Annotated in this window: 22 protein-coding genes; 1 reads left to right on the plus strand and 21 read right to left on the minus strand. The window is 37.2% G+C overall.

Features of this window, described 5'->3' with window-relative positions:
* Nucleotides 1-8: 8 nt before the first annotated feature.
* The 4 genes from CKV70_RS14110 to CKV70_RS14125 form a co-directional block, all read right to left on the minus strand.
* Nucleotides 9-1,457: a glycoside hydrolase family 1 protein gene (locus CKV70_RS14110; protein ID WP_003722131.1), complete on the minus strand. Its 1,449-nt coding sequence runs from the start codon at nucleotides 1,455-1,457 to the stop codon at nucleotides 9-11.
* Nucleotides 1,450-3,303, minus strand: a complete 1,854-nt coding sequence (locus CKV70_RS14115; protein ID WP_003722132.1) for a beta-glucoside-specific PTS transporter subunit IIABC — start codon at nucleotides 3,301-3,303, stop codon at nucleotides 1,450-1,452. The genes CKV70_RS14110 and CKV70_RS14115 overlap by 8 nt, the downstream gene beginning before the upstream one ends.
* 96 nt (nucleotides 3,304-3,399) lie before the next feature.
* Nucleotides 3,400-4,239, minus strand: a complete 840-nt coding sequence (licT, locus tag CKV70_RS14120) for a BglG family transcription antiterminator LicT (RefSeq protein WP_003732126.1) — start codon at nucleotides 4,237-4,239, stop codon at nucleotides 3,400-3,402.
* 177 nt (nucleotides 4,240-4,416) lie between these two features.
* Entirely contained in the window at nucleotides 4,417-4,605 is a 189-nt protein-coding gene (locus tag CKV70_RS14125; RefSeq protein WP_003733894.1) for a bacteriocin-like WGxF protein, read from the minus strand.
* A 697-nt stretch (nucleotides 4,606-5,302) separates the two neighbouring features.
* Here CKV70_RS14125 and CKV70_RS14130 point away from each other — a divergent pair.
* Nucleotides 5,303-6,493 carry a multidrug effflux MFS transporter gene (locus CKV70_RS14130; protein ID WP_014601221.1) on the plus strand — a complete coding sequence of 397 codons (1,191 nt, stop codon included), beginning with the start codon at nucleotides 5,303-5,305 and terminating at the stop codon, nucleotides 6,491-6,493.
* A gap of 159 nt (nucleotides 6,494-6,652) precedes the next feature.
* On the opposite strand, the gene CKV70_RS14135 is transcribed toward CKV70_RS14130, so the two are convergent.
* From CKV70_RS14135 to noc, 17 genes are all read right to left on the minus strand, one after another.
* Nucleotides 6,653-7,162: a hypothetical protein gene (locus CKV70_RS14135; RefSeq protein WP_003732128.1), complete on the minus strand. Its 510-nt coding sequence runs from the start codon at nucleotides 7,160-7,162 to the stop codon at nucleotides 6,653-6,655.
* Between the two features lie 278 nt (nucleotides 7,163-7,440).
* Nucleotides 7,441-8,541, minus strand: a complete 1,101-nt coding sequence (gene ychF / locus CKV70_RS14145; RefSeq protein ID WP_003722138.1) for a redox-regulated ATPase YchF — start codon at nucleotides 8,539-8,541, stop codon at nucleotides 7,441-7,443.
* A 151-nt stretch (nucleotides 8,542-8,692) separates the two neighbouring features.
* Nucleotides 8,693-9,001 (minus strand): PTS sugar transporter subunit IIA, encoded by a 309-nt coding sequence (locus tag CKV70_RS14150; RefSeq protein WP_009924103.1) that lies wholly within the window; start codon nucleotides 8,999-9,001, stop codon nucleotides 8,693-8,695.
* 5 nt (nucleotides 9,002-9,006) lie between these two features.
* Entirely contained in the window at nucleotides 9,007-11,277 is a 2,271-nt protein-coding gene (locus tag CKV70_RS14155; RefSeq protein ID WP_014601222.1) for a glycoside hydrolase family 3 N-terminal domain-containing protein, read from the minus strand.
* 32 nt (nucleotides 11,278-11,309) lie between these two features.
* Nucleotides 11,310-11,609 (minus strand): PTS sugar transporter subunit IIB, encoded by a 300-nt coding sequence (locus tag CKV70_RS14160; RefSeq protein WP_003722141.1) that lies wholly within the window; start codon nucleotides 11,607-11,609, stop codon nucleotides 11,310-11,312.
* Between the two features lie 15 nt (nucleotides 11,610-11,624).
* Nucleotides 11,625-12,920: a PTS sugar transporter subunit IIC gene (locus tag CKV70_RS14165; RefSeq protein ID WP_003732130.1), complete on the minus strand. Its 1,296-nt coding sequence runs from the start codon at nucleotides 12,918-12,920 to the stop codon at nucleotides 11,625-11,627.
* A gap of 149 nt (nucleotides 12,921-13,069) precedes the next feature.
* Nucleotides 13,070-14,986, minus strand: a complete 1,917-nt coding sequence (locus CKV70_RS14170) for a BglG family transcription antiterminator (RefSeq protein ID WP_003722143.1) — start codon at nucleotides 14,984-14,986, stop codon at nucleotides 13,070-13,072.
* 210 nt (nucleotides 14,987-15,196) lie between these two features.
* Entirely contained in the window at nucleotides 15,197-16,663 is a 1,467-nt protein-coding gene (locus CKV70_RS14175; protein WP_014601223.1) for a catalase, read from the minus strand.
* Nucleotides 16,664-16,810: 147 nt separating this feature from the next.
* A complete protein-coding gene (locus CKV70_RS14180) occupies nucleotides 16,811-17,794 on the minus strand; it encodes an ADP-ribosylglycohydrolase family protein (RefSeq protein WP_012951075.1) in 984 nt (327 codons plus the stop codon).
* Nucleotides 17,794-19,716 (minus strand): PTS beta-glucoside transporter subunit IIBCA, encoded by a 1,923-nt coding sequence (locus CKV70_RS14185; RefSeq protein WP_014931040.1) that lies wholly within the window; start codon nucleotides 19,714-19,716, stop codon nucleotides 17,794-17,796. Before CKV70_RS14185 ends, CKV70_RS14180 begins: the two co-directional genes overlap by 1 nt.
* A 107-nt stretch (nucleotides 19,717-19,823) precedes the next feature.
* Nucleotides 19,824-20,654, minus strand: a complete 831-nt coding sequence (locus tag CKV70_RS14190; protein WP_014601225.1) for a PRD domain-containing protein — start codon at nucleotides 20,652-20,654, stop codon at nucleotides 19,824-19,826.
* 171 nt (nucleotides 20,655-20,825) lie between these two features.
* Nucleotides 20,826-21,032 (minus strand): DUF951 domain-containing protein, encoded by a 207-nt coding sequence (locus tag CKV70_RS14195; protein ID WP_003728659.1) that lies wholly within the window; start codon nucleotides 21,030-21,032, stop codon nucleotides 20,826-20,828.
* Between the two features lie 6 nt (nucleotides 21,033-21,038).
* Nucleotides 21,039-21,890 carry a ParB/RepB/Spo0J family partition protein gene (locus tag CKV70_RS14200; protein WP_003722149.1) on the minus strand — a complete coding sequence of 284 codons (852 nt, stop codon included), beginning with the start codon at nucleotides 21,888-21,890 and terminating at the stop codon, nucleotides 21,039-21,041.
* Nucleotides 21,883-22,644: a ParA family protein gene (locus CKV70_RS14205; RefSeq protein WP_003722150.1), complete on the minus strand. Its 762-nt coding sequence runs from the start codon at nucleotides 22,642-22,644 to the stop codon at nucleotides 21,883-21,885. The genes CKV70_RS14200 and CKV70_RS14205 overlap by 8 nt, the downstream gene beginning before the upstream one ends.
* A gap of 223 nt (nucleotides 22,645-22,867) precedes the next feature.
* Nucleotides 22,868-23,626, minus strand: coding sequence for a helix-turn-helix domain-containing protein (locus CKV70_RS14210; protein WP_003732136.1), 759 nt, complete (start codon nucleotides 23,624-23,626; stop codon nucleotides 22,868-22,870).
* Nucleotides 23,627-23,784: 158 nt separating this feature from the next.
* Nucleotides 23,785-24,084 carry a hypothetical protein gene (locus CKV70_RS14215; RefSeq protein ID WP_014601226.1) on the minus strand — a complete coding sequence of 100 codons (300 nt, stop codon included), beginning with the start codon at nucleotides 24,082-24,084 and terminating at the stop codon, nucleotides 23,785-23,787.
* Nucleotides 24,085-24,095: 11 nt separating this feature from the next.
* Nucleotides 24,096-24,950, minus strand: a complete 855-nt coding sequence (gene noc, locus CKV70_RS14220; protein WP_010990072.1) for a nucleoid occlusion protein — start codon at nucleotides 24,948-24,950, stop codon at nucleotides 24,096-24,098.
* Nucleotides 24,951-25,066 lie beyond the last annotated feature (116 nt).

Here is a 25,066-nt window from a genome sequence, read left to right on the forward strand (position 1 = left end):
ATTTTTGATTACTCTTCCAATCCAATTTCACCATTTGAACTAATCACATCTTTATACCAATAATAGGATGCTTTCTTTTTACGCGAATAATCGCCGGTTCCATCATCGTATTTATCCACATAAATAATGCCATAACGCTTGGCCATTTCCCCTGTAGATGCGCTCACTAAGTCAATACAACCCCAAATAGTAAAGCCAATCAAATCAACACCATCTTGAATCGCTTTATGCATTTGAAGAATATGCTCTTTGAAATAATCAATTCGATACGGATCATTAATCGTCCCATCATCTTCCAATTTATCAAAGGCTCCTAAACCATTTTCAACTACCATAAGCGGAATATTATAGCGAGTATATAAGTCATTCAGCGCAATCCGAAGCCCTACAGGATCTGTCTGCATTCCCCAATCATTTGTTTTTAAATAAGGATTTTCAGCCCCTCCGATAACACTTTTTCCCGAATTTTTATAGGCAGGATCGTTGGATGCACAAAGCGTTAGATAATAGCTAAATGTGTAAAAATCAACCGTGCCTTCTCGCAAAATTTGTTCATCTTCTGGATCAAATTCAAGCTCAATGCCATTATCTTTAAAAAACGTTTTTGCATAAAAAGGATAATAACCTTTGACATGAACGTCGCCGCAGAAATGGCTGTGCATTGCTTCCGTCTGCTTAGCTAGCAAAACATCGGATGGTTCGCAAGTACGCGGGTAGCGTGGCATATAAGCAATCATGCAGCCAATCATGAAGTCTGGGTTGATGCTATGTCCTAGTTTTACCGCTTTTGCGCTAGCAACAAATTGATGATGAAGCGCTTGATATCTCACTTTTGGGTCATCTTTTTGATGAAGAAAATCCCCCTCCGCATGACGAATCCCAAGCGATAAATAATTCCCAATTTCCATTGTTGCAGTATTTATTTCATTGAAAGTCAACCAGTGTTTTACTAAATGTTTATAACGTTTAAAAATCACTTCACAAAAATGAAGATAGTAATCAATCAAATCTCGTGATGCCCAGCCGTTCACCTCATTTGTTAATGCTAGCGGAATATCAAAATGAGCAATCGTCACTAACGGTTCAATCTGATGTTTTTTCAGCTCATTAAAAACATCTTCATAAAACTGCAATCCTTCCTCGTTAGGCTCTGCTTCCTTTCCTGTCGGGAAAATACGAGTCCAGTTTATTGACATCCGGAACACTTTAAATCCAGCTTCTGCCATTAACTTAATATCCTCTTTATAATGGTGATAAAAGTCCACTGCTTCATGACTTGGATAAAAAGTGGATTCTTCTAATTGTGCGGTAATTCTTCTTGGCTCTGTATGCGTTCCACCAGTGAATAAATCCGCACAGGCAAGTCCTTTTCCGCCTAAATTATAACCGCCTTCAAACTGGTTAGCCGCGGTCGCCCCGCCCCACATAAAGCCATCTGGAAACTTCGTATTACTCATTTTGCTCACTCCTTAATTCCATTACTTGATTACCTTTCGTTACAATACCATTCTCTTTAGCTTCTACCACTGCGTATTCATTGGTATTTGTAATTACCATCATCGTGGTTGTATCATATTTTTCTGCAATTTTTTCCATATCAAACGTTACTAATAAATCTCCTTGTTCCACTACATCACCCGTCGCAACATGTGCCGTGAAGTAATTACCATCAAGCTTCACTGTATCAATGCCTACGTGTAATAATATTTCAGCGCCATTATCTGACTTCATAGCAATCGCATGTTTTGTTTTGAAAAGCGAAATGATTGTGCCGTTAGCTGGAGCATAAAGTTTACCTTCATTTGGTTTAATCGCAATACTTTTACCCATAATTTCATCAGCAAAAGTAGTATCATTTACTTGGCTCATTTTTACTAATTCACCAGTAACAGGAGCTTGCAAAATTTCTGTCCCCGCTGCTATTTTTTCTGCTACAGGCGTTGCTTCTACCATTTGCTCATCAATACCGAAAATATAAGAGAAAATTAAAGCTACGATAAATGCTAAGGCCATCGCAATTAATGCATAAACAAAAGTATCTCCGACAAGACCTGGAAGTCCTGGAATACCACCGTTACCAGTTAAGACATACGCTTTTACACCAAACATCATTGCAAAGCCGCCACCAGCAGCCCCACCAATTAACGATGCCATGAAAGGACGTTTATATACCACGTTTATCCCGTACATCGCTGGTTCCGTTACGCCCATTAATGCAGTTAAACCAGTTGAAAATGCTAATGATTTCAGTTTTTTATCTTTTGCTCGGAAAAACACACCGAAAGTCGCTCCCGCTTGGCTCATATTGGAAATATAAGTTAACGGTAAAAATTTATCATAACCATATTTTGCTAAATTACTAATAACAAATGGAACAATTGCATAGTGCATACCAGTCATAACGATAATGGCCATGGCACCACCAATCAAGATACCACCAATGACTCCACCATTATTTAATAACCAGTTAATTCCGCCAGATACACCGTCTCCAACAAATGTACCTAGTGGTCCAATAACAACAAGCGTCAAAGGAACAACGATAAACATTGTAATTAATGGGACAAACAGCAATTTTAACGAGGTTGGAATAATCCGATCCACCCATTTTTCCACATAAGACATAATCCAAATTGCAAGTAAAATCGGAATAACAGAGTAAGCATACGTCACTGGAGTTACTGGTAACCCGATAAAGTGTGGCGTTGTGCCCGCACTAAGTAAAGCAGTTAAATCCGGATAAAGTAGCGCCGCTCCAATTCCAAGCGCGACAAACATATTCGCTTTAAAGTAACGCGCGGCACTTACAGCAACTAAAATTGGCAAGAAGTAAAATACCCCGTCACCGATAGCTAACAAGATACGGTAAGTTTCTGTATCTGTTGCTAACCAACCAAGTGAAACAAATAATGCCATGAAACCTTTGATTAAACCAGCTCCCGCAATCGCAGGAAGAATTGGTGCAAAAACGCCCGAAAGCGCATCAAAAATATTTGAGAAAAATCCTTTGATTCCTTTTTGCCGGGTCGTTTTATTCGTCGTTTCTTTGTTTTTCCAAGCAGGATTTTCTGCTGCTAATGCGTCAAACACTTTGGGTACGTCATTTCCGATAATTACTTGGAATTGATTCCCCGCAACGTTCGTCCCCATCACTTTATCCAAACCTTTTAATTGTTTTTCATTTACTTTCGATTGATCTTTTAATTGAAACCGTAGTCTGGTAATGCAGTGATAAACTTCATTTACATTATTTTTTCCACCGACTGCTTGTAAAATTTCTTTTGCTAACTGATTGTAGTCCATGCTAATCCTCCTAAATATAATAGAAAAACCTGAATGAAATGCACCTAAAAAAGCATACAATCATCCAGGTATTGCCCGCAAATCGCGGTAACAAGCCTATTGGTTATTTTTTCTTTTTAAAAGCCGTTCAATATGAAGTGCGAGATAAAACTGTTCCGAATGACTCATCGTAAATTGATAATTCTTTTCCAAAAACACGCCAATTTTATCAATACAGTCGAAAATAACGCCTCTACTTTTCTTCACCGTTTGATAAAGAAATTCATCCATTTCGTCAATTGTCTCGCCAATAATTACGCGTTGACAGAAAAACTTCAGATGGGTCATAAAACGATAATAATTCGTACTTTCTTCATCAAATTCGATGTTAAAATGATATTTAATAATAGAGATAATTTCTTGAATTAACTGCATAATGTGTGTGACGTCGTTCATATCACTATCTACTTCCGCATTAACAAAATGTAGCGCTATATTAGAAATTTCAGCATCGGGCAGCTCTATTTCAAGCTTACTTTCCACCATTTTAGCAGCCTCTTTGGCCACTGCATATTCTTCCTGATAAAAGCGTTTCACTTCCCACGAGAGTGGATTTTCGATAACCACATTTTCTTGCAATCGTTGCGTGGCAAAGTACAGATGATCCGAAAGAGAAATATAGATGACATCACTAATATCTTTCGCTGTTTTCATTTTGAATAACTTCACAATATCATCAGTTACTTCTAAAAATTGTATTGGAATTTCATTTACAATCATTTTAAACTTATCCATTGTATCATCTTTCAACTCAAAAACTTTTTCGATTTTCGATTCATTAATTGGATCACCAACTTTAGAATTAAAGCCAAGCCCCTTTCCCAAAATCAGCAACTCCTGCGCATCCTCGCTAATCGCACTCACAATATTATTATTTAAAATCCTCTCAATTCTCAAACAAATCACCACCTATTTGAAGCAAAATAAAAAGAGCAATACCACACATATCAGCCAAAAAACTAATATCTGGTATTGCCCGCATTACCGGTAACAAGCCTCATGGATATAGTACCACCATATGAAATCGCTGTCAATGGGTTTTGTTAAAACCATTCTAACCTTAACTATTTTCGATTATTTCCCCTTAGGTAACAGTATCTTATTTGTAATTAAATTTAAAATAAAATAGATTAAAACAAAGGAGCCCCAATAGATAAACAAGTTTTCATATCCAAGCAATAAAACTCTAAAGAAAATTTTATGAATAAGCACCACTAAGAGTATTAATAGGCTATTTACTAAAGAAATACTAACAATTTTCATCCTATTTCGCCGCCTTCAATGTAAATGATTCGATCTGCTTTTAATAGAGGTTTTTTTCCTGTTGTTGTCTCAGAAAAAATCACTTTTTTCTTCATTGTATTCTCCTCCTCTTTCCAATTAATATTTATATTGCATAACCAAATAAATAGGTTAGAATATATCCTCCCTATGAAACCTCCAAATTTTTACTTTTATAATATTCTAACTATTCCTAATGTAACACAAAAAAGTAACGTATAACCAAAAATGTAATGAACGACTCAATTCTTATCCTAAACGGCTAAAGTTATAGTGTCTTAGTGCATTTTCTACACATATCGTGTTACAAAAACTTCATTTTCAGAATAAAAAAAGAGCTAGACAGCTCTTTATACATGTTTCTATTCAGCATCAAGCTTGATAGTCACAAAAGTTTCATATACTAGCTTAACTTTAACTACATTTATTTGAACTTGTTCACTTAAATGCTGAAATCATGTAAATATCATTGTATACTTATTCAATCGTCCACCAACACTTTATCTTTCCGCCCATATATACTACAATAAACTTTAACGAAAAAACGGAACCCTCTCCGTTTAAAATAGAAAGGGGTGACTACATGAATTTTTACGAGCGTATAAAAATCATGGTCCCACCATTTCCCTGTGAAGGATGTTTTTTTCCCAGATAAATAAATTATTCAGGAGAGTTTTTTATGGAAAAAAACATCGAAACAAAGAAAATCAATTTGGCATTACTTGTTTGCCTTGTGGGATTTCCACAAATTAGTGAAACTATTTATACACCTTCTTTAACCGAAATTGCTAAGGGCTATGGGGTATCGTTAAACCTGGCTCAAATGACTTTAAGCATTTACTTTCTTGCTTTTGCAGTTGGTGTCTTCTTTTGGGGCGTTAGTTCCGATTTTTTAGGTCGACGAAAAGCGATGAACTTTGGGATATTCATCTATATTCTTGGTTGCTTCGTCTGCCTTTTTTCAAATAATATTACAATGCTTTTTATCGGACGGTTTGTTCAAGCATTCGGCGCAAGTACAGGTTCTGTTACAACACAGACCATTTTGCGTGACAACTATCACGGAAATGATCGCCACCATTTATTTTCAAAAATATCTGCCGCTTTGGCATTTTCACCAGCAATCGGGCCATTAATTGGTGGGTTTATCGGACAATATTACGGCTTTCGCGTGGTATTTTTATTTTTAGTAGTTATGGGAATGATATTGCTGTTCTGGAGTTTAAAACGACTACCAGAAACAAAAACAGTGAACGCTACCTCCTTTAGTGTGCAGAAAATCGTCGTAACTGGTAAAAAAATGATATTTGACCGCTATACAATTGCTTTTGGAGCGCTAATTGGTATTTTTAATGGAATATTGTTTAGTTACTACTCTGAAGCTCCTACTATTTTTATTGAGAGGTTTCATTTTAATCAGAGTCAGTATGGCTTCATGGGGTGCGCAGTGGCTACGGCAACTATTTTAGGAGCTTGGCTATCGAACTGGCGCTTAAAGCAGAATTCACCTCATAAAATCATTAAAGAAGGTATTTTATTAGCCATTATCGGCACATTAGCTCTTAGCGTGGTCGCGATTTTTCCGCTAACGAACCAAGTTATATTGTATATTCTTTTCATCTCTATTATCTTGGCAGGAATCGGCATGGCTTTACCAAATTGCTTAAGTCTAGCACTAGTGAAATTTCAAGAAGTTGCCGGTACAGCTGGTGCCTTTTTAAGCTTAGGTTATTATGTAATTGTCAGTCTTTGTACTTTCTTCATTGGCGTTTTGCATTCGGGATCAATGCTTGTATTTCCCTCATTCTGCCTAGTATTACTTCTAATTGCCTTGCTTTGTATAAAAATAGCTACTAGAAATAATCGCTAACAAAAAATTGGCACCTTTTCTATCTTGAAAAGGTGCCAATTTTATTTAAATGTCATCACAATATAAAGATACTATATATTTTATATAACTTGACCTACGATTTATATTTCCCGGGGAATAAAAAAGTATTAAACTCCTAAAAGTCTAATACTTCTCTGATTAAGCTAATTGTTCGTTCATACTTTCCATTTGAGCAAGGAAGGCTTTTTGCCATTTCTTTTCATTAAGGAATTCAACTGGAAACTGAGGATCAATTGTGGTTAGGATTTTAGCCCATGCATCTGTACGTAATGAAGATGCTTGGCGAATCGCTATTACAAACATTATTATTGTTCCGGCAATTAAAAATAAAGTTAAAATAATACCTACAATAATTGTAGCTGTGATATTTCGGTTTATTCCAAAAAAGTACGTTAGATAACCTAAAATAAAGGCGATTACAAAAAACCCGCCAATAAAAATAAAGGTTTTCTTACGGCTACCTCTATAAGTAGAAATACCTAGTGCTACTTCCAATAATGCCATTTGACGAACCGGATTATTCTTCTTTGCAACTTGAATACCATATTTATCAATTAATAAATGCGCTGCTTTTCTTTCCTCTTTGTTATTCTTTGGCATAATTACTAGAAGAACAACAAAAAATGCTATAACCATTAACTGTATCAAAAAAACACTCCTATAATAAAATTTATAGTTAATTATAGCATTATTCTACTCTACACAAATTGTATATTTTGTGAATTAATTAGCGCGTAGAATCTAAACAATCCTGTATATATATTGACAAAATCGCTTCACTTAGTATATTCACAATTTAAATCCGTTCAAACACTAGCTTGATACTATTTTGAAGTATATCATTAATGCAGATTTTGTGAATCAACTAAAAAAAAACAATCTTTTGACACACTTACTCGTCAAAAGATTGTTTCACGTGAAACATATTAAACGTTAAAGCGGAAATGAACAACATCTCCATCTTTCATTTCGTATTCTTTACCTTCCAAGCGTACTTTACCTGCTTCTTTTGCTGCTTGCTCTGAGCCATATTCAAGTAAGGCATCATATGCAACAACTTCAGCACGAATGAATCCACGTTCGAAATCAGTATGAATGATTCCGGCACATTGTGGAGCTTTCATTCCTTTGATGAAAGTCCAAGCACGAACTTCTTGAACGCCTGCTGTGAAGTAAGTCGCTAAGCCAAGCAATGTATACGCAGAACGAATCAATTGGTCTAAACCAGATTCTTCAATTCCTAGCGCTTCTAAAAACTCTAGCTTATCTTCGTCTTCAAGTTCAGCAATTTCTTCCTCAGCGCGAGCACATACTACGATAACTTCAGAGTTCTCACTCGCAGCGAATTCGCGTACTTGTTGTACATATTTGTTATCGTCCGGACTAGAAACATCTTCTTCACTTACATTTGCTACATATAAAACTGGTTTTCTTGTAAGTAAGAAAAGGTTGCGAACGATTTTCTCTTCTTCTTCGTTAAATTCAATCGCACGAGCTGGTTTGTCATTTTCGAATGCTTCACGTAGTTTAACTAAAACGTTATATTCAGCCACAGCATCTTTATCTTTTTGTTTAGACAGCTTCTCAACGCGCCCAATACGCTTCTCTACTGTTTCTAAATCCGCTAAGATAAGTTCTAAGTTAATTGTAGAAATATCGTCTAGTGGGTCTACTCGGCCTTCTACATGGGTAATGTTTTCGTCGTCAAAACAACGAGTTACATGACAAATCGCATCCACTTGACGAATATGGGATAAGAATTTGTTTCCAAGTCCTTCCCCTTTACTAGCACCTTTTACAATTCCGGCGATATCTGTAAATTCAAAAGTAGTTGGAACAGTTTTTTTCGGTTTAACAAGTTCCGTTAGTTTGTTTAGTCTGTGGTCAGGAACTTCAACAATTCCTACGTTCGGGTCAATCGTCGCAAACGGATAATTCGCAGCCTCTGCTCCTGCTTTTGTGATTGCATTAAAAAGTGTCGATTTCCCAACATTAGGAAGCCCGACAATACCAGCTGTAAGTGCCATTATATATAAACTCCTTTTCGTTAACTTCATTTTGAAAATGCCCATCAAATAGACATTTTTTCACTAACGTATATTATAAAGGTTTTTCAAACAAAAAGCCACCCACCAAAAAACGAAAACCCTTTAATCAGCAAAGGATTTCCGTTTTTAATTATTTCATTTCTTTCCAAATAGCAATCATCTCATAAGCTACATCGCGTAATGTATATGTTGTCATAAATTGATCTTCCGCGTGCATGAAGAGGATAGAAATTTGTACGTCTCCACCATCTGCCTCTTTTTGAATTAGCTGCACATGATTTTTATGACCTTCGCTAAGAAATTCATTAGCCTCATCAATTTTTTTATATGCTTCTGTGAAATCTCTTTGTCTTCCCAATTTCATCGCCTCAATAATGCAACTTCTTGCGGCGCCAACAGAACTAATTATTTGAAATGATGCGAGTTCCATTCCTTCCATTTTCGCTAGCCTCCTATGATTGAAACTCGCCCTGTTAATTTAGTATCAGAACTCCCACCAACGAAAATTTCTATACCACCGGGCTCCACCTCATATTTATTGTTAATTGACCATATTTCAAAACTTGATTTATCTAACTTAAATGTCACTGTAGTTGTTTGATTCGCTGCAATACGAACCTTTTTAAACGCTTTTAATTCTTTTTTTCTTCTAGTAATGCTTGCTTCCATATCATGAATATAAAGTTGCACGACTTCTTCACCAGCTACATTAGAGATGTTTTTCACGTTTACTGTCACCTCTACAGATTGCCCGCCAAGAAGTTCTGCTATTTTTATAGATTCTTGTTTTATCTGTAAATCTTGATATTCAAAAGCGCTATAACTCAAACCATAACCAAATGGATAGAGCGGCTTACCAGTTAAATCAAAGTAGTCTTCTTTATACTCCACTGCCTTTTGATTATAGTAAATAGGAATTTGCCCGGAGGATCTTGGTATGCTGACTGGTAATTTACCTGAAGGATTGTAATGACCGAAAAGAACCTCAGCAATCGCAGTTCCACCAACACTTCCTGGATACCAAGCTGTAAGAATTGCATCTGCTGCCAAACTGATTTCAGGAATAGCGATTGGTCTGCCTTGAATCATTACAACAATTACTGGCTTTCCGGTACGTTTCATTGCATAAAATAAATCTAGTTGCGGTTGTGGAAGGGTGATATCAGAAACATCGACATTTTCACCTGCATCCATGTTCGGGCCTTTAGAGCTTACCGCGCCATTATTTAAAAATTCCATGTCAAAATTCCGCGCGCTTGAACCGCCGAGCACCATAACAATGGCATCTGCCTCTTTAGCAACCACTTCTGCTCTTTGAATACCGTCCGGAAGCTCTTCACGAATTTCAGTACCTTTTTCAGAAAGGACTTCCCAATTTTTAGGGAGCAGATTTTTTATCCCTTCTAAAACAGTGACACATTCTGATTCATTTTGCGGAGCCGTGTAGTCTCCAAGCTGATTATAAAGCGAATCTATGCTAGGACCTACAACAGCTATTTTTTTTGGTTCGCCCACTAAAGGTAATGTTTCGAAGTCGTTTTTCAAAAGACAAATACCCTCTCTAGCAGCTTGTAAATTTAGTTGTCTCCAATCAGACTTCGGTTCTTGAATGTCTTCTTCCACAAATGGTTGTTCAAATAGACCTAATTGGAATTTCACTTGGAGCACTCGACTTACAGCGTCATCAACAATCTTTTCATCAAGGATTCCTTTTTCCACGCTTTCTTCAAGAAATGGAAACACTTCATCCCACAAACTCAAATCCACACCGGCTTCAAGAGCCATTTTCGCGGCTTTTTTGGGATCAGGATTTAGTTTTAATAATCTGTCAAGGGCACAGCCATCTGCCATGACAATCCCGGAAAAACCCATTTCTTCTCGCAAAATAGTTGTTAAAAGCTCTTTGTTCGCGTGACATGGAACCCCGTCAATCTCATTGTAAGCTGCCATAACGCCAAGAGCGCCACTTCTAATTCCAGCACGCATTGGATCCAAGAAAATCTCTCTAAGTTCCCTTACACCAATAGAAACTGGTCCAGAATTATGCCCACCAATCGGCTCGCCTTGTGCTGCAAAATGTTTTAAAATAACAGCAATTTTCCCGCTCGCTTGAAAACCTTCCGTAATCGCCGCTGTTAATTCCGCTGCAAGATATGGATCTTCACCGTAACACTCTTCAGCGCGCCCCCATCTCGGGTCTCGAAGTATATCTAATGCTGAAGCAAGTGCTAGATGAATTCCCTTTTCGGAAATTTCTTCTGTAATCGCACTTGCGACCTGTTTTTGCAACTCTGGATGAAAAGAAGCAGCACGAGCTAAATTCACAGGATAAGATTCGCTATCTAACGCTTGGTGACCGTGCGGAACTTCCTCAGCTAATAATACAGGAATCCCTAGGCGCGTATTTTCTATCACATAGCGTTGAATTTTATTAGCAACTTTGCCGGCATTTTTCCGACTTACACCTGTGTCCTTATTCATTTTAGACCATGGATCAGCGCGGAACAGACCGTATAAAGCGCCTATACCTTCAAAACGAGCTACTTCATCTTTAAACTTTTCCGTGAGTTGAAATGTTTCCTCTTCGCGCAAGAAAGCTTCCCAGCCGTACATGCGCTGGTTTAATTGACCACATTTTTCCGCCAGAGTCATTTTGGAAAGCAAGTCTTCTACGCGCTCTGAAACAGATTTAGTCTTATCCAAATAAATCGCCATTTTTTCTCCTCCTTGCTAAAAAACTAGGATTTTTATAGTAAACTAATTGCTAAATCTAATACTTTTTCACCATTCATACGGCCATAATCAACGATATCAATAACTGCCACCGATACATTATCACCAACTGTGTCTATTACTTTATCTTTCATATAATTTACTTGCGGTCCAAGTAAAATCGCATCAGCTTTACGCCAATTTTTTTCGAAATCCGTTTCTGAAATAGCCCAGATAGTCAATTCTAAATTACGTTCTTCTACAACACGTTCCATTTTCCTTACTAAAACACTTGTAGACATTCCCGCATTACACATCAACATAATATTTTTCATAAAAAATTCCTCCAATTAGGCTTTAATTCGGTCATTGGCTTTTAAGAATGGTAGGTAAAGAAGTACGCAGACGCCAATCAAGAAAATTTGGAATACTGCAGCGCGCCAGTCCCCACCTGTTGCAAGGAAGCCGGAAGCAACAACTGGTGTCGTCCACGGAACCATTACGACTACCTCTGAAATCATATGCAGTTTCGTCGCAAAGTATGCTAAACATAAACAAAGCGGAGTTGAAATAATGAACGGAATCATTAAACTCAAGTTATAAACAATCGGAAGCCCAAATACTACTGGTTCATTAATGTTAAATAGACCAGGAGCTGCCGATAAAGTAGCTATTTCGCGATAATCTTTTCGTTTTGACCAAATAAATATTGCTAATAATAACGCAATGGTATTTCCGCCACCACCCATAACGCCAAAAACATCACGGAAAGTAGTATTAATAATATGTGGAATCTCTGTATGATTCGCAAATGCTGTCATATTTTCTTGCATATTTGCCAAAAGAACTGGGTCCATAATTGGCCCTAAAATCCCACTTCCAGCAATACCAATAGAATAAAGCATTTGTGAAATCGTCATTAACGTTAGGAAACCTGGAACGCTTGTAACTAGGAACGTTAATGGCTCCTGAATAATCGCGCTAATTAAGGAATACAAATTCAAGCTGAATAATGTCACTACTAAGAATGAAATAAATGCAAAAATAAGTATTGTTAACATTGTCGGAATAAGCACATTGAACGATTTAATTACTGCTGGAGGTACGCTATCCCCAGAAATATGAATCTTCATTTTCTCACTCTTAGAAAGACGAATGAACACTTCCGTTGCAAGTAGTGCTGTTACAATCCCAACGAACATTCCCGCTGAACCCATCAAGGCTATTGGCAATACTCCAGCAACTTCCACAGATTTCTCTGCACCAATCGGCACAATTTCTGTCACAGCTGGGATAAAAATAACAATCAGTGCAATGGTCATTAATGCCGGTGCAAACGGATTTTCAAACTTCCGATTTTGTGCTAAAAAGTAAGCAACCGATGCCCCAATTAAAATAGTAATAATCCCTAAAGTCCCGTTTACAATACTGTTACCTAGCCCTTGCCAAGTCGTAAGTGTTTCGGAACTGATAATCGCCGACATAAAACCATCCGGCTTAATAATAACGTTATTAATTAAAACCATGAATCCTGCTAACATAATAAAAGGTAAAATAGTAGCAAATGCATCACGCATAGACTTTAAATGAATTTGATTTCCAAGCTTCTGCGATAACCAACTTAATTTCTCGATGAACTTTTTCAATTTTTTATACCTCCTTTGATATTACAATAAGTGTAGCGCTTTCTTTTTGTTAAATAAATCTAGTCTTTTTCCGCATCTGTATTTTACATGCGGAAATAAAAAAAGGCCCGTTAACTTTTCTCTCTAAAAAAGTCTAACGAACCTTTTAGTTATAACGTTTGTAGCACACGCATAAATTCTTCAAAACTTGTCACACGTTTTAGCTCTCCCATTGCTTTTGGACTTTCTACTAAATTGCTAATAAGCTCATACACCGTCGCAAGCTGCTGTTGTTGCTTGTTTTTTACCGCTAACATGAAAATTACTTGCGCCTGATCTTCCTCATTCCATTTTACCCCTCCGCCAACACAAATACATACTCCAATAGCTGTTTCCTGGACGTTTGCCTCAATTGGGTGCGGTGCCGCAAGTCCATTACCTAAATAAGTCGGTACAATTTCTTCGCGCTCAAAAAGTGACGGTAAATAGTCCTCGCCAACAATATTATTTTCCAGCAAAAGACTCGCTAAATTTACGAGAACTTGCTCTTTATCCTTTTTATCACTAATTAAGAATAACGATTCCTTAAAAACCTTGTCCACTTCAAATTGGTTCTTCGTCTCATCTTGCTTCATCAAAGCAGTAATATTACGAATATCCGCCTTTGTCAAAAATGGTGACACTTGAATAAATGGGTGCAATTTCATTCGCAGTGGTACTGTAGAGATAACAAAATCACACATCGTTCCACTCTGCTCATATTCTTTAAATGAGTACACTCCGACTATTTCAAGCGTATTCTCAAACTCTTTTCGTACTTTAGATTCCAAAAGTTGTGACGTCCCTAAACCAGAAGCGCAAACAATTAACACTTTTTGCTTCTCAGACTCTATTTCTTTATCTAAACCATATAAAAAGTGAATAGCCAAATACCCTACTTCCGCTTCGTCCACATTTGTTTTTAACTCCTGCTCAAGGACTTCTTTAGCAACCAACCCTAATTCAAAAGCTAGTGGATAATTAGCTTTTAGATTTTTTAAATACGGGTTTTGTATATTCATATTAAATTTAATTCTGTTAATAGCTGGCTTTAAATGCAATGCGATATTTGAAATCATTTTCTGATCCTGCTTAAAATCATAACCATACAGCTCTTTAATCTTCGCTAACATCTTATCCACGATGATATATTCTCGGTAATTATTAAAGTCACTTTTTCTGTTTTTCGAACTAAGGTGTAGCAGCAGATAGGCAGTCTCACTTTCCGGGAAACGAATTCCTTCTGAAAGATCTATTTCTTTTATAATACCTTGAGCCGCCCTTAGTTCCGGCATACTAAATTCAATATCCTCCAAATCTGTTGCAGGTACATAACAATTATCTTTTACACGACATACAGCAATTGCGATATGAATAATCAAATTTTTAACTGAAATGTCCGTCATGTGAATATTATATTTCGCTATATTAGAAACGACAATCTGCTCCATCATTTCCAAATTAACTTCTCCAAAAAAATTTATTTCCGTTTCTGTAATAAGCGGGCTTGTAGATTCCACTAACAAATACCTTGAAAAGCAAAATCGGATAGCAAGTTCTGCGCCAGTAATTCTAATTCCATAGCCAGCTCGTTTTTCCACTTTCAACTCATTTTCTTTGAGTTTTCGTTTCACTTCTAAAATATCCAAGTTTATCGTAGACTTACTAACAAAAAGCTCTTCTGACAACGTCTCCAGCTTTACATAGTCATTTTTAAGTAATAAATATCGAATAATATAATCTGCTCTATCCTCTGCAAACATCGGCACGATATTCATATTAGCTCTTCCCACCGAATCATCCAAAAGAGCTTCACGCAGCGCTTTTTCATCACCAATGACCAGACGATATCCTACACCAGGAAGTGATTCGATTCTGTTTCCGCCTATCGTCAGTATTTGATTAATTACTTTAATATCATTTCTAATTGTCCGAGGGTTAACAGCTAAAGCTTCCCCTAATTCTCCACCACTAATAAACTCCATCTTTAAATAAAGCATATGAACTATTTGTTTCCATCTAGGTAATGATAATTTTGAAGCACTCACGCAGCTCCACTCCTCACGACAATTAATTTAAGCTATTTCATCTTGATTATAAGCCTATCACCTGATAACGACAAGTCTTCCAGAAATAGTAGCAAGTATTTCGATAAAAAGCAATATCGTTAAAAATGCCTTTACTCCAACCTTCTAGCCCAAAAAGTTTCACGTGAAACATAAAAAAGCGAAAACCCTAAAAAGGATTTTCGCTTTCACTTATTTTAAATCAGTTACATGTTCTTCAAGATTAATACCAGTTCCCGCAGCCACTCGACTAGCGAATTCCGGATCTACTTGATAGAAATTACGTAAGTTGCGGATTTTAATATCCTCACGTACTTGTGACCAATCATCGACAATGTTTTTCACGAGTGCAGCACGTTCTGCATCTGAATAACGATCCCATACTTCTTTTGCATGGCCAAAGTTATTTGGTTTTTCAGCAATCAGGCGCCCAGAAATATCACCACGGATTTCTTGCTCTGGTTCGATAAACGCTGGATTTTCTTTTGGTTCCGTATCATAACTATTTGGCTCATAATTAATCGAACTTGTTTGTTGTTTAAACGGCATATGACCGTCACGTTGGTTGTTCGCGACAGGCGCTTTCGGGCTGTTAATTGGGAGTTGTAAGTAGTTCGGCCCTACACGATGTCTTTGCGTATCTGAGTAAGAGAATAAACGACCTTGCAACAAACGGTCTTCAGAAGGAAGCATCCCACGTACAAGTACCCCAGGATTAAAACCAACCGATTCTGTCTCCGCAAAAATATTATCTGGGTTGCGGTCAAGCGTCATTGTTCCTACGTGTTCATAAGGGAATACATCTTCAAACCAATCTTTTGTAGCATCTAATGGATTGAAATCAAAGCTATCTAAGTCTTTCGGATCCAACACTTGCACATATAAATCCCATTCAGGATAGTCTCCATTTTCAATTGCTTCGTACAAATCACGACTTGCATGGTTAAATTCTTTTGCTTGAATTTGAGAAGCTTGCTCCGTCGAAAGGTTCACTATTCCTGCTTTTGGAACCCAGCGCAATTTTACATAAACTGTTTTGCCTTCTTCGTTAATCCATTTGAACGCATGAACACTAGAGCCCCGGATTTCGCGGTAAGAAGCCGGCGTTCCTTCATCACTGAATAAGTACATAATCATCGTCGTAGCTTCCGGTGTAAGGCTAAAGAAATCCCAGTAACGATTGCCATCTTGAATATTTGTGCGCGGGTCAGGCTTCAAGGAATGAATAACATCTGGAAACTTAATCGCATCACGAATGAAGAATACTGGCAAATTATTTCCGACAAAGTCATAATTTCCCTCTTCCGTATAAAACTTAACGGAGAAACCGCGTGGATCACGTAATGTTTCTGGAGAATGTTGCCCATGAATTACTGTTGAAAAACGAGCAAAAACCTCAGTTTCCGTTCCTTCTTCTTGCAAAAATTTAGCCATTGTATATTTTTTCATGCTTTTTTTAGTAACAAATTTCCCGTGCGCACCAGCACCACGAGCATGTACAACCCTCTCAGGAACTCGTTCTCTATCAAAATGCGCCAATTTCTCAATAAGCACATAATCTTCTATCAAAGTAGGTCCTTTACGTCCCGCTGTCATTGAATTTTGGTTATCACCAACTGGCACACCTTGATTCGTCGTTAAATTTTTTCTATCTGTCATATGTATATACCTCCATAACAATTCTATATCATTTTTATTTATAATAATTATTAAATGATACTATTTATATTTTAAAGAAGGGAGAGACAAACTTCAACTAAAAGGCTTATAAAAAGCAATCTCTTAGGAGAGATTGCTTTTTATCATTTAAAGAACATGTATATATAAATCTTCACTAACTTGCGTGAGATTAATGTTATTTACTCGCTCAATCATTTCGATATAATTTTCCGGTATTGTGGGGGACATTCCACCGCAAATCCCCGCACTGATAGCTCCAATTGTATCGGTATCCCAACCAATGCATGCACTCAATTTGGCCGCTTCTACTGGGTCACCTTTTGCTAATTCAACAATAGCGAATGCGCAGGGAATAGTTTCAATTGTTTCCATTCCTGAGCCGATTTCTTCATATAGTCTTTTCAGTGCAGTCGCTGGTCCTGTTTCCTCTCCAATAATTTCGCGAGCCTTGTCCATTCTAAATTTTAACGACGCTGAAGGGAAATCATATCCGTAATTACTAGCAACCTCAATTGCTTCGTAAGCTAATTCCCATATTTTATCCACTATGTTCCCACCTCGAACCACATAACTAATTGCAGCCGCGACAGCACTTGCGCCCTGAATAGCAATTTTGGCATTATGTGTAGGCAGGCAAATTTGATGCACTTTGGAAACCAAGTCTTCCATATCTTCATAATTAGCTATTATGCCGATTGGCGCTATTTTCATCGATGCTCCATTTGTTGTGCCCGAAATACCTGTTTTGGTAATCGGCACGCCTTCTGAGATTTGTTTCAATGCTCTAAGTGTGGAAGGACCTGAGACGAACTCCGAAACACCTGAATTAGCGTTCCATTCGACTAATTCCGCGACATAGTCTTCCACGCGTATTTGCCCATTATTTTTTTTAATCATTTCAGCAATCATCAACACATTTATCGTATCATCTGTAATCGACCCAGCCGCCAGTTTTCTTCCAAATGCATCACTTTCGTCGGAAGGCAAGAGCGTTTCAACCCCATTAGGATAAATGGCTCTTATCTTTTCCTGCGACCAACATTCTGTCGGCATTCCCATTGCATCGCCGAGTGCTCCACCCGCTAAAACTCCAAAAACCCTTGTTTTCATCAATACGAAACCTCCATATCATTAGTAGCTTTTCCGTTAAAAGGTATTAACGTCAGCATTTTCCCGCCTTGTTTCACAGTTGTTTTTTCTTCAGAAATGATATCTAAAAAGTCATCTGTGTTTAAAATAACGACTAATACTTCGGATTTATAACCTTTGTTTTCAATTGCTTCAAAGTCCACATTTACAAGTGTCTGCCCTTGTTTCACCTTTGACCCCACTTCCACTTGCACATCAAAACCTTCCCCGTTCAACTCCACCGTATCAATTCCAATATGAATTAAAATTTCCGTTCCATTTTCCGTAGTAATTCCAAGCGCATGTCCTCCCGGGAACACCGTAGTAACAACACCGGCTGCAGGAGCAACCACTTTACTTCCTGTTGGGAAAATAACAACCCCTTCACCCATCGTTTTGGAAGCGAATGTCTCGTCTGCTGAGGATGAAATTGGCTGCATCGTGCCAGCAATTGGCGCTAAAACTTCTTGTTGCTTAATTAAAGGTTTAGTCTCTTCGTCCACTACATCCTCACTAGATTTAAACGTAAAGAATGTTAGCGAGAAGGAAACCGCCATCGTTACAATAGTTGCAAAAATCGCTACATATAGCCCGCCCAGACTACTGTTTGCTGGATTAATAAACGATACAAATCCGAGAACCCCAAAAGCAAAAGCATACATTTTTACGGAGAAAATCGAGATAATTAATGATCCGACAGCTCCCCCAATCATAGAGAATGCAAACCGTTTTTTCACGGGCAAACTGAATCCATATATTGCCGGCTCGATGATACAGAACATCCCCGATATCATCGCAGGTATCGCAAGTGCTTTTTGATTTCTAGAACGAGTTTTCAAGTAAACCGCAAGCACCACTGCCGTTTGGGCAAAACTTGCTGTAAATGACATTGGGAAAATATAGTCCACTCCATACTGCGCCAAGTTGTTAATCCCAATTGCACTCATTGGCCAGTGTAACCCAAATATTACTAACGGTTGATAAAGTAGCCCAACAACTACCGATGTAATAACCGGTGAAACCTCATAAAGTCCAGAAACCCCAGCTGAAATAAGCGAGCTAAGTACATTTGTAACTGGCCCAATAATTAGAATTGCTAACGGAAACGTAATAAGTATTGTTAAAAAGCTATTTAAATTATGCGCCAACAAAGGAGGTACAATTTTTTTCAATATTTTTTCTACCTTCGCACCTAAAAAAGTGATAAAAATTACTGGTATAACTGTGTACTGGTAACCATTTGGTGGGAACAGAATTGGTATTCCAAAAAACGTATTATATACCGGCGTTGAAAACATCGTCCCATCAAACAATGTATAAAGCGCTTTGTCTGTTACAAGATTTGTCATTAGTTCAGGTATTACGAGCGTTGCCCCAAGCATCATCCCTACATAAGGATTCAAATTAAACGCTTTTGCACTCGTGTAGCCTAAAACAACAGGTAAAAAGTAAAACACTGCTTGCCCCATAGCATGGAGAACAATGTAGCCGCCATCGTTGACATCAATGACTTTGGTAATAGTTAATAAAGCAAGAATCCCCTGCAATAAACCTGAAGCTGTTAAAATCCCAAGCACAGGCGTGATTACTTTTGTAATAATTTCAATCAATCGATTCAAACCAGTCTTTTTAACTTCCGCTTCCTCTGTCTTGTCTGCGCCAGTCACACCTTGGATTTCATTGTAGACATCCGAAACATGGGTCCCGATAACAACTTGAAATCTACCCCCAGCAAATTGAGCCGTCATAATCTCTGAAGACTTTTTCAGTATATCTTCATTGACCTTTGAATCATCCTTCAACTTAAATCTTAATCTCGTCATACAATGCGTCACACTTAGAACGTTCTCTTTTCCTCCAACATTTTCCAGTATGAATTTAGACAACGCTTGATACTTCCCCATCCTATTCCAACTCCTTTTTGTGTTTTGGATATAAAAAAGGCAGTACTCAAACAAGAGGAATTGTCCTCCTATTTGGGTACTGCCTGATTGCTCAGTTACATTCCCTATTATTTAATTAGGCGCTGAACATGTAGCGTTAAATACATTAACTCTTCTGCATAAACCGTACAATTCAACGTTTCTTGAATATAGTCGCTAATAATTTGGACGCTCGCGTAAGCTTTTGGATACAGTTTGAACACCTGCACAATCATGTCAGGCTCCTCTTTTTCCCGTGCGCCTTCACTATTAATTCGCTCTATAAAGAATCTTAAATGCGTGATAAACCTTAGATAATTCAGTGACTCTTCATCCAGTTTTATGGACAAAGTATCTTCCAGAATCAGTAATACCTTCTTCAACACCTCTGTCGTTATAAGCGTATTATTGATAATCCCTTCTTGCTGCCCGTTAACAAAATGAAGTGCAATAAATCCTGCCTCATCTTCCAGTAACTTAACATTTTCATAATAAGAAATGGTTTTAACGGAATTCTTAGCTGCGTTGAATTCTTTTGGATAGAATTTTTTAATTTCAAGAAGCAAAGCATTTTTTATTTGGTGACCACTTTTATAACGACTAATCGCATAATTAATATGATCCGCCAAACCAAGATAAGTTAATTCATCAAAAGTAACGTTTAACTCTGACTCCGCATCTTTTATTATTTTATTCGTTAAATCTAGATGATTTATGGGCACTTCTTTGATAAGCTGGACGAATCTTTCCGTAATTTCTGGAGAATCAACTATAAATGTTTTTTCAACAGCCTCTTCAGAAATGATATTTCCCACTCGTTTATTGAAAGAAATCCCTTTACCAATCACTATCTTTTCCAATCCATTTGAATCATGAACCAAGATTGTGTTGTTGTTAAATACTCTCTTGACTCGAAGCAATTAAATCACTCCTCTTGGTTACGCTTACAGACAAATTATAAGTATGGCGGATTCAAAAGTCAAGCTTATATTTTAAAAAAACATCCCTTTCCCCACCTAAAAATGGGATTTTATTACCCTTGACACATGAAAAAAGCTACTTATTTTTAGAAATAAGTAGCCGATTTTTATTTATTCTTGTTCAGCTTTAACTAAAATTTTCTTCACTTTTCGTTCGAATTCGCGTCGGGGAATCATCACACTATGACCACAACCTTCGCACTTAATCCGAATATCCATACCCATGCGTATAATCTTAAAACGATTGGTACCACAAGGATGCGGCTTTTTCATTTCCACAACATCGTTTAAATCGAAATGCTTTTTTTCCATAAACATCACAACCTATTCATCATCAAACTGAATATCTAAAATCTCTAAAATACGATCTAAATCATCATCAGATAAAAATTCAATTTCAATTTTACCTTTTTTATCGCGACGTTTAATCGAAACTGCCGTACCAAATTTATCACGTAATTGGCTTTCGCTTTCACGGATAAAGATAGGAACTCTAGCTGGCTTAATTGTTTCACGTGAAACATTTTCGTTTAGATTGTTCACAACATCTTCTAGTTGGCGAACTGTTAATCCTTGCGCCACAGCCTTTTTCGCAGTTGGGATAATATTTTTCTTGAGTTTTAAACCTAATAACACGCGGCCATGTCCGGCAGATAATGAACCATCACGCAACATTACTTGCACTTCTTCTGGCAATGTTAGTAGACGAACAAAGTTAGCAATATATGGTCGACTCTTCCCTACTCGTTCTGCTAATTTTGCTTGTGTTAAGCTCAATTTTTTCATAAGGAACTGGTAGGATTCCGCTTCTTCCAACGGAGATAAATCTTCGCGTTGCAAGTTTTCAATAACAGAAAGCTCCATCATCTCTTCTTCTGTTAAATCGCGGACAACAGCTGGAATTTCTTTTAATTTAGCCTCTTTTGCTGCGCGGTATCTGCGTTCACCAACAACAATTTCATATCCTTTATCAGTATTTCTTAAAATTATTGGCTGCAAAACACCGTGAATTTTAATAGAGTCACGTAATTCATTGATTGCTTTTGCATCAAAGATTTTACGTGGTTGATATGGGTTTGGCTTGATTTCTTTTATCGCGATATTTTGAACTGTTTCTTCGTTTGTATCTACATTATTAAATAGTGCATTGATTCCTTTACCTAGACCTTTAGCCATGTGCAACCACTTCCTTTGCTAATTCTAAATAAACTTCAGCACCTTTCGATTTTGCATCATATAACAAAATCGGTTTCCCATGACTAGGCGCTTCACTTAGACGTACATTCCGTGGAATAATAGTATTAAATACTTTGTTTTGGAAGTATTTTTTCACTTCTTCTATTACTTGAATGCCTAGATTTGTTCTTGCATCAAGCATTGTTAGTAAAACACCTTCAATTTGTAAATCCTCATTTAGATGTTTTTGAACGATTCTAATTGTGTTTAATAGCTGGCTTAAACCTTCTAGCGCATAATATTCACATTGAACAGGAATTAAAACAGAATCTGCTGCTGTTAATGCGTTTAAAGTCAAAAGCCCAAGTGATGGCGGACAATCAATAATCACATAGTCATAATCATCACGGATTGAGTCGATTGCTTTTTTCAATCTAATTTCACGAGAGATAGCTGGAACTAGCTCTACTTCTGCACCTGCAAGTTGAATTGTAGCTGGAATAACATTTAAATTATCCAAGTCTGTCTTTTGCAACACATCTTGAATGGCTACATCATCAACTAGTACATCATAAATACAATGTTCAATTTCACCTTTATTAACACCAACGCCACTTGATGCGTTACCTTGTGGGTCAATATCAACTAGTAACACTTTCTTACCTAAAAAAGCTAGGCTCGAGCTTAAATTCACAGATGATGTCGTCTTACCAACCCCACCTTTTTGGTTTGCCAGTGCAATCACTTTGCTCAATCTTTTTCACCAACCCTTATTTTGTACCGAGATTTCCGGTTCTTTTATCTTCTATTCTACCAAAAGATTTTCATTTAGTCTTACAAAAAGTAAAAATAAATTGAAATTCGTATTTTGAAAGCTTAAAAATGGTGAAAATGGTATTCTTAAAACTAGAAATGTTTCACGTGAAACATTTTAAAATAAAAAAAGCAACCAACCTAAGCTGATTACTTTCCTATCTTCAATCCACAGAGAATGTTGCCTTAACGCCTAGAACTGTGCAGACTTTCTGATACATTCTAAGAGTTAAATCCGGATCTCCAGCTTCTAAACGGCCAATAATGACCGGAGATAAATCTGATTTCAACGCTAAATCTAGTTGCGACCATTTTTTCTCCATTCGTTTAGAAAATATATATTTACCGAGGCTTGCCGAAAAACTTTCTAAGTAATGGGCAATACCTTCATTTTCTAATGCTTTATTTTTCAGTGTTTCAAATTGGTAATCTGCGTTACCAATGCTTGTTTCTGCTTCAATTCGACGCAAGAATACACGTTTTACTTCCTCGCGGTACGAGCTCATTTGATCCGTGAACGGGTTTTTATCTTTAAAATAGCCTTTAACGAAGCAATAATAGGTTTCATCCCCACTAAATGCAGTGAAGTAAATTAAACGACAATTTTTATCTTTAAAATGTGCTTTCATCTCTTGAATCGGTTGGTCAACAGTTGTTTCCACTCGAGTTGTTTGCAGTGAATAAGCTTGACTTTTACCGATGATTAAATGGACATCGGGAAGAATTTGCTTACCAGTGCTAAGCTTTCTTGTTTCTGCTGTTTCTAGTTGTAACAGGCCTTGAAATACTAAAGTGGCCATTAGTGGTTCTTCCACAATTAAATTTTGTAAGAAATCATACGCTTGGAACTCATTTTGTTCGTCTTTCACAAAAATGATTTTTGCCATTCGTTTCGTGATTCCACCCAGAGTTGAGTGAATCACTCCCTCCTTTACAACTTTACCTAATTCTATTGTACTTTTTTCTGTTCAAAATTGCACTTATTTTCTCTAGTTTTTACAAAATAAATCAAATCCACTCAAATTGAGTTGTTTTTATTTTTTGAAAATAAAAAACCCGCTTCAATAAGCAGGTTTCACAACTATTTTTTAACTTCTTTCGCTATTTGGTACCAACTGTAAATCTTCACTATTGCAAAGAAAGTATAGCCAAATGCGATGAGATATGCCCCGTAATTAACTAATAAAATGTTAAATCCACTTCCCCAGCCGGACTCTTCTGATACGGCAACTGCTCGGGCATAAGGACTGGTGAAAAAGTAGGTAATATATAGTGGATTAAAACTTAAAATAGCACTTGTAATCGCTATTACGAAAGATGGAAGTACCATCAAACAACTAATGACACCAACTGCATGTCCAATTATCTTCAAAAACCTCACTGCTACACCTCTTATTTCTTTTTAGGAATTTGAATGGTAATTTGATAAAAATCATCTGTCTCTTCTTCGGTGAAATCTAGGTCCATTCCGTTATCTTTAACCATTGTAACCGATTGTTTAATCGTGTTCATAGCGATACGCACGTCACGACTAATAGCTTGGCGTTTTGGTTTGGTTTTTTTAGTAGCTACTTGTTTTTTCACGCCTAAAATTTCTTGAATCCTTGCTTCGGTTTGTTTGACGTTCCAGTGATTCTCGGCTATTTCGGCTAAAAGTGCGACTTGTTGTTCTTCTGTTTCTAATGCGAGTAACGAACGAGCATGGCGTTCTGAAATTTGTTTGATAAGAACCGCTTCTTGGACAGTTTCGGGCAGTTTTAGAAGACGCATTTTGTTGGCGATGGCAGACTGGCTTTTCCCGACACGTTGCGCAAGGGCTTCTTGTGTCACGTCCTGCATGTCTAGTAAACTCCGATATGCTTTCGCTTCCTCAATTGGCGTCAATTCTTCACGTTGCAAGTTTTCAATTAAAGCAATCGCTGCTACTTCTTCATCATCTAAATTTTGAATAATTGCTGGAATTTTTTCCATTTCTAAAGAAAGCACAGCACGAAAACGACGCTCGCCTGCAATGATTTCATAATAATCCGGTTCCATTTCTCTAACCACAATCGGCTGAATAACACCGTGAATTCGGATAGTTCGAGCAAGTTCATCAATCTTATCTTGATCAAATACTGTCCGTGGTTGAAATTGGTTCGGGAAAATTTTATCCATAGGAAGTTCTTGTACGCGTTGTACTCCTTCTTCTACTATATCATCCATTTGATTCTTCTCTTTTTTTCCAAATAAACGTGAAAAAGGCATCTGGGTCCTTCCTTTCCGGAACATCTCGGGGTTTCTTAATATATTATCTAGCTATCCGCAAGTCTCTTAAACTATTTTAGCAGAAATGCTAGAGAAAAACACGCTTATTCTGTCGT

This window comes from Listeria monocytogenes (genome assembly GCF_900187225.1).
Classification (GTDB): Bacteria; Bacillota; Bacilli; order Lactobacillales; family Listeriaceae; genus Listeria; species Listeria monocytogenes.

Bases quoted from the DNA above. Each gene is read 5' to 3' on its own strand.
- CKV70_RS14200 (WP_003722149.1), bottom strand. From the start codon at position 21,890: ATGGCTAAAGGTCTAGGTAAAGGAATCAATGCACTATTTAATAATGTA.
- CKV70_RS14115 (WP_003722132.1), bottom strand. From the start codon at position 3,303: ATGGACTACAATCAGTTAGCAAAAGAAATTTTACAAGCAGTCGGTGGA.
- ychF (WP_003722138.1), bottom strand. From the start codon at position 8,541: ATGGCACTTACAGCTGGTATTGTCGGGCTTCCTAATGTTGGGAAATCG.
- CKV70_RS14185 (WP_014931040.1), bottom strand. From the start codon at position 19,716: ATGGGGAAGTATCAAGCGTTGTCTAAATTCATACTGGAAAATGTTGGA.
- CKV70_RS14160 (WP_003722141.1), bottom strand. From the start codon at position 11,609: ATGAAAAATATTATGTTGATGTGTAATGCGGGAATGTCTACAAGTGTT.
- CKV70_RS14195 (WP_003728659.1), bottom strand. From the start codon at position 21,032: ATGTTTATGGAAAAAAAGCATTTCGATTTAAACGATGTTGTGGAAATG.
- CKV70_RS14110 (WP_003722131.1), bottom strand. From the start codon at position 1,457: ATGAGTAATACGAAGTTTCCAGATGGCTTTATGTGGGGCGGGGCGACC.
- CKV70_RS14155 (WP_014601222.1), bottom strand. From the start codon at position 11,277: ATGGCGATTTATTTGGATAAGACTAAATCTGTTTCAGAGCGCGTAGAA.
- noc (WP_010990072.1), bottom strand. From the start codon at position 24,950: ATGCCTTTTTCACGTTTATTTGGAAAAAAAGAGAAGAATCAAATGGAT.
- CKV70_RS14180 (WP_012951075.1), bottom strand. From the start codon at position 17,794: ATGAAAACAAGGGTTTTTGGAGTTTTAGCGGGTGGAGCACTCGGCGAT.
- CKV70_RS14150 (WP_009924103.1), bottom strand. From the start codon at position 9,001: ATGGAAGGAATGGAACTCGCATCATTTCAAATAATTAGTTCTGTTGGC.
- CKV70_RS14175 (WP_014601223.1), bottom strand. From the start codon at position 16,663: ATGACAGATAGAAAAAATTTAACGACGAATCAAGGTGTGCCAGTTGGT.
- CKV70_RS14125 (WP_003733894.1), bottom strand. From the start codon at position 4,605: ATGAAAATTGTTAGTATTTCTTTAGTAAATAGCCTATTAATACTCTTA.
- CKV70_RS14130 (WP_014601221.1), top strand. From the start codon at position 5,303: ATGGAAAAAAACATCGAAACAAAGAAAATCAATTTGGCATTACTTGTT.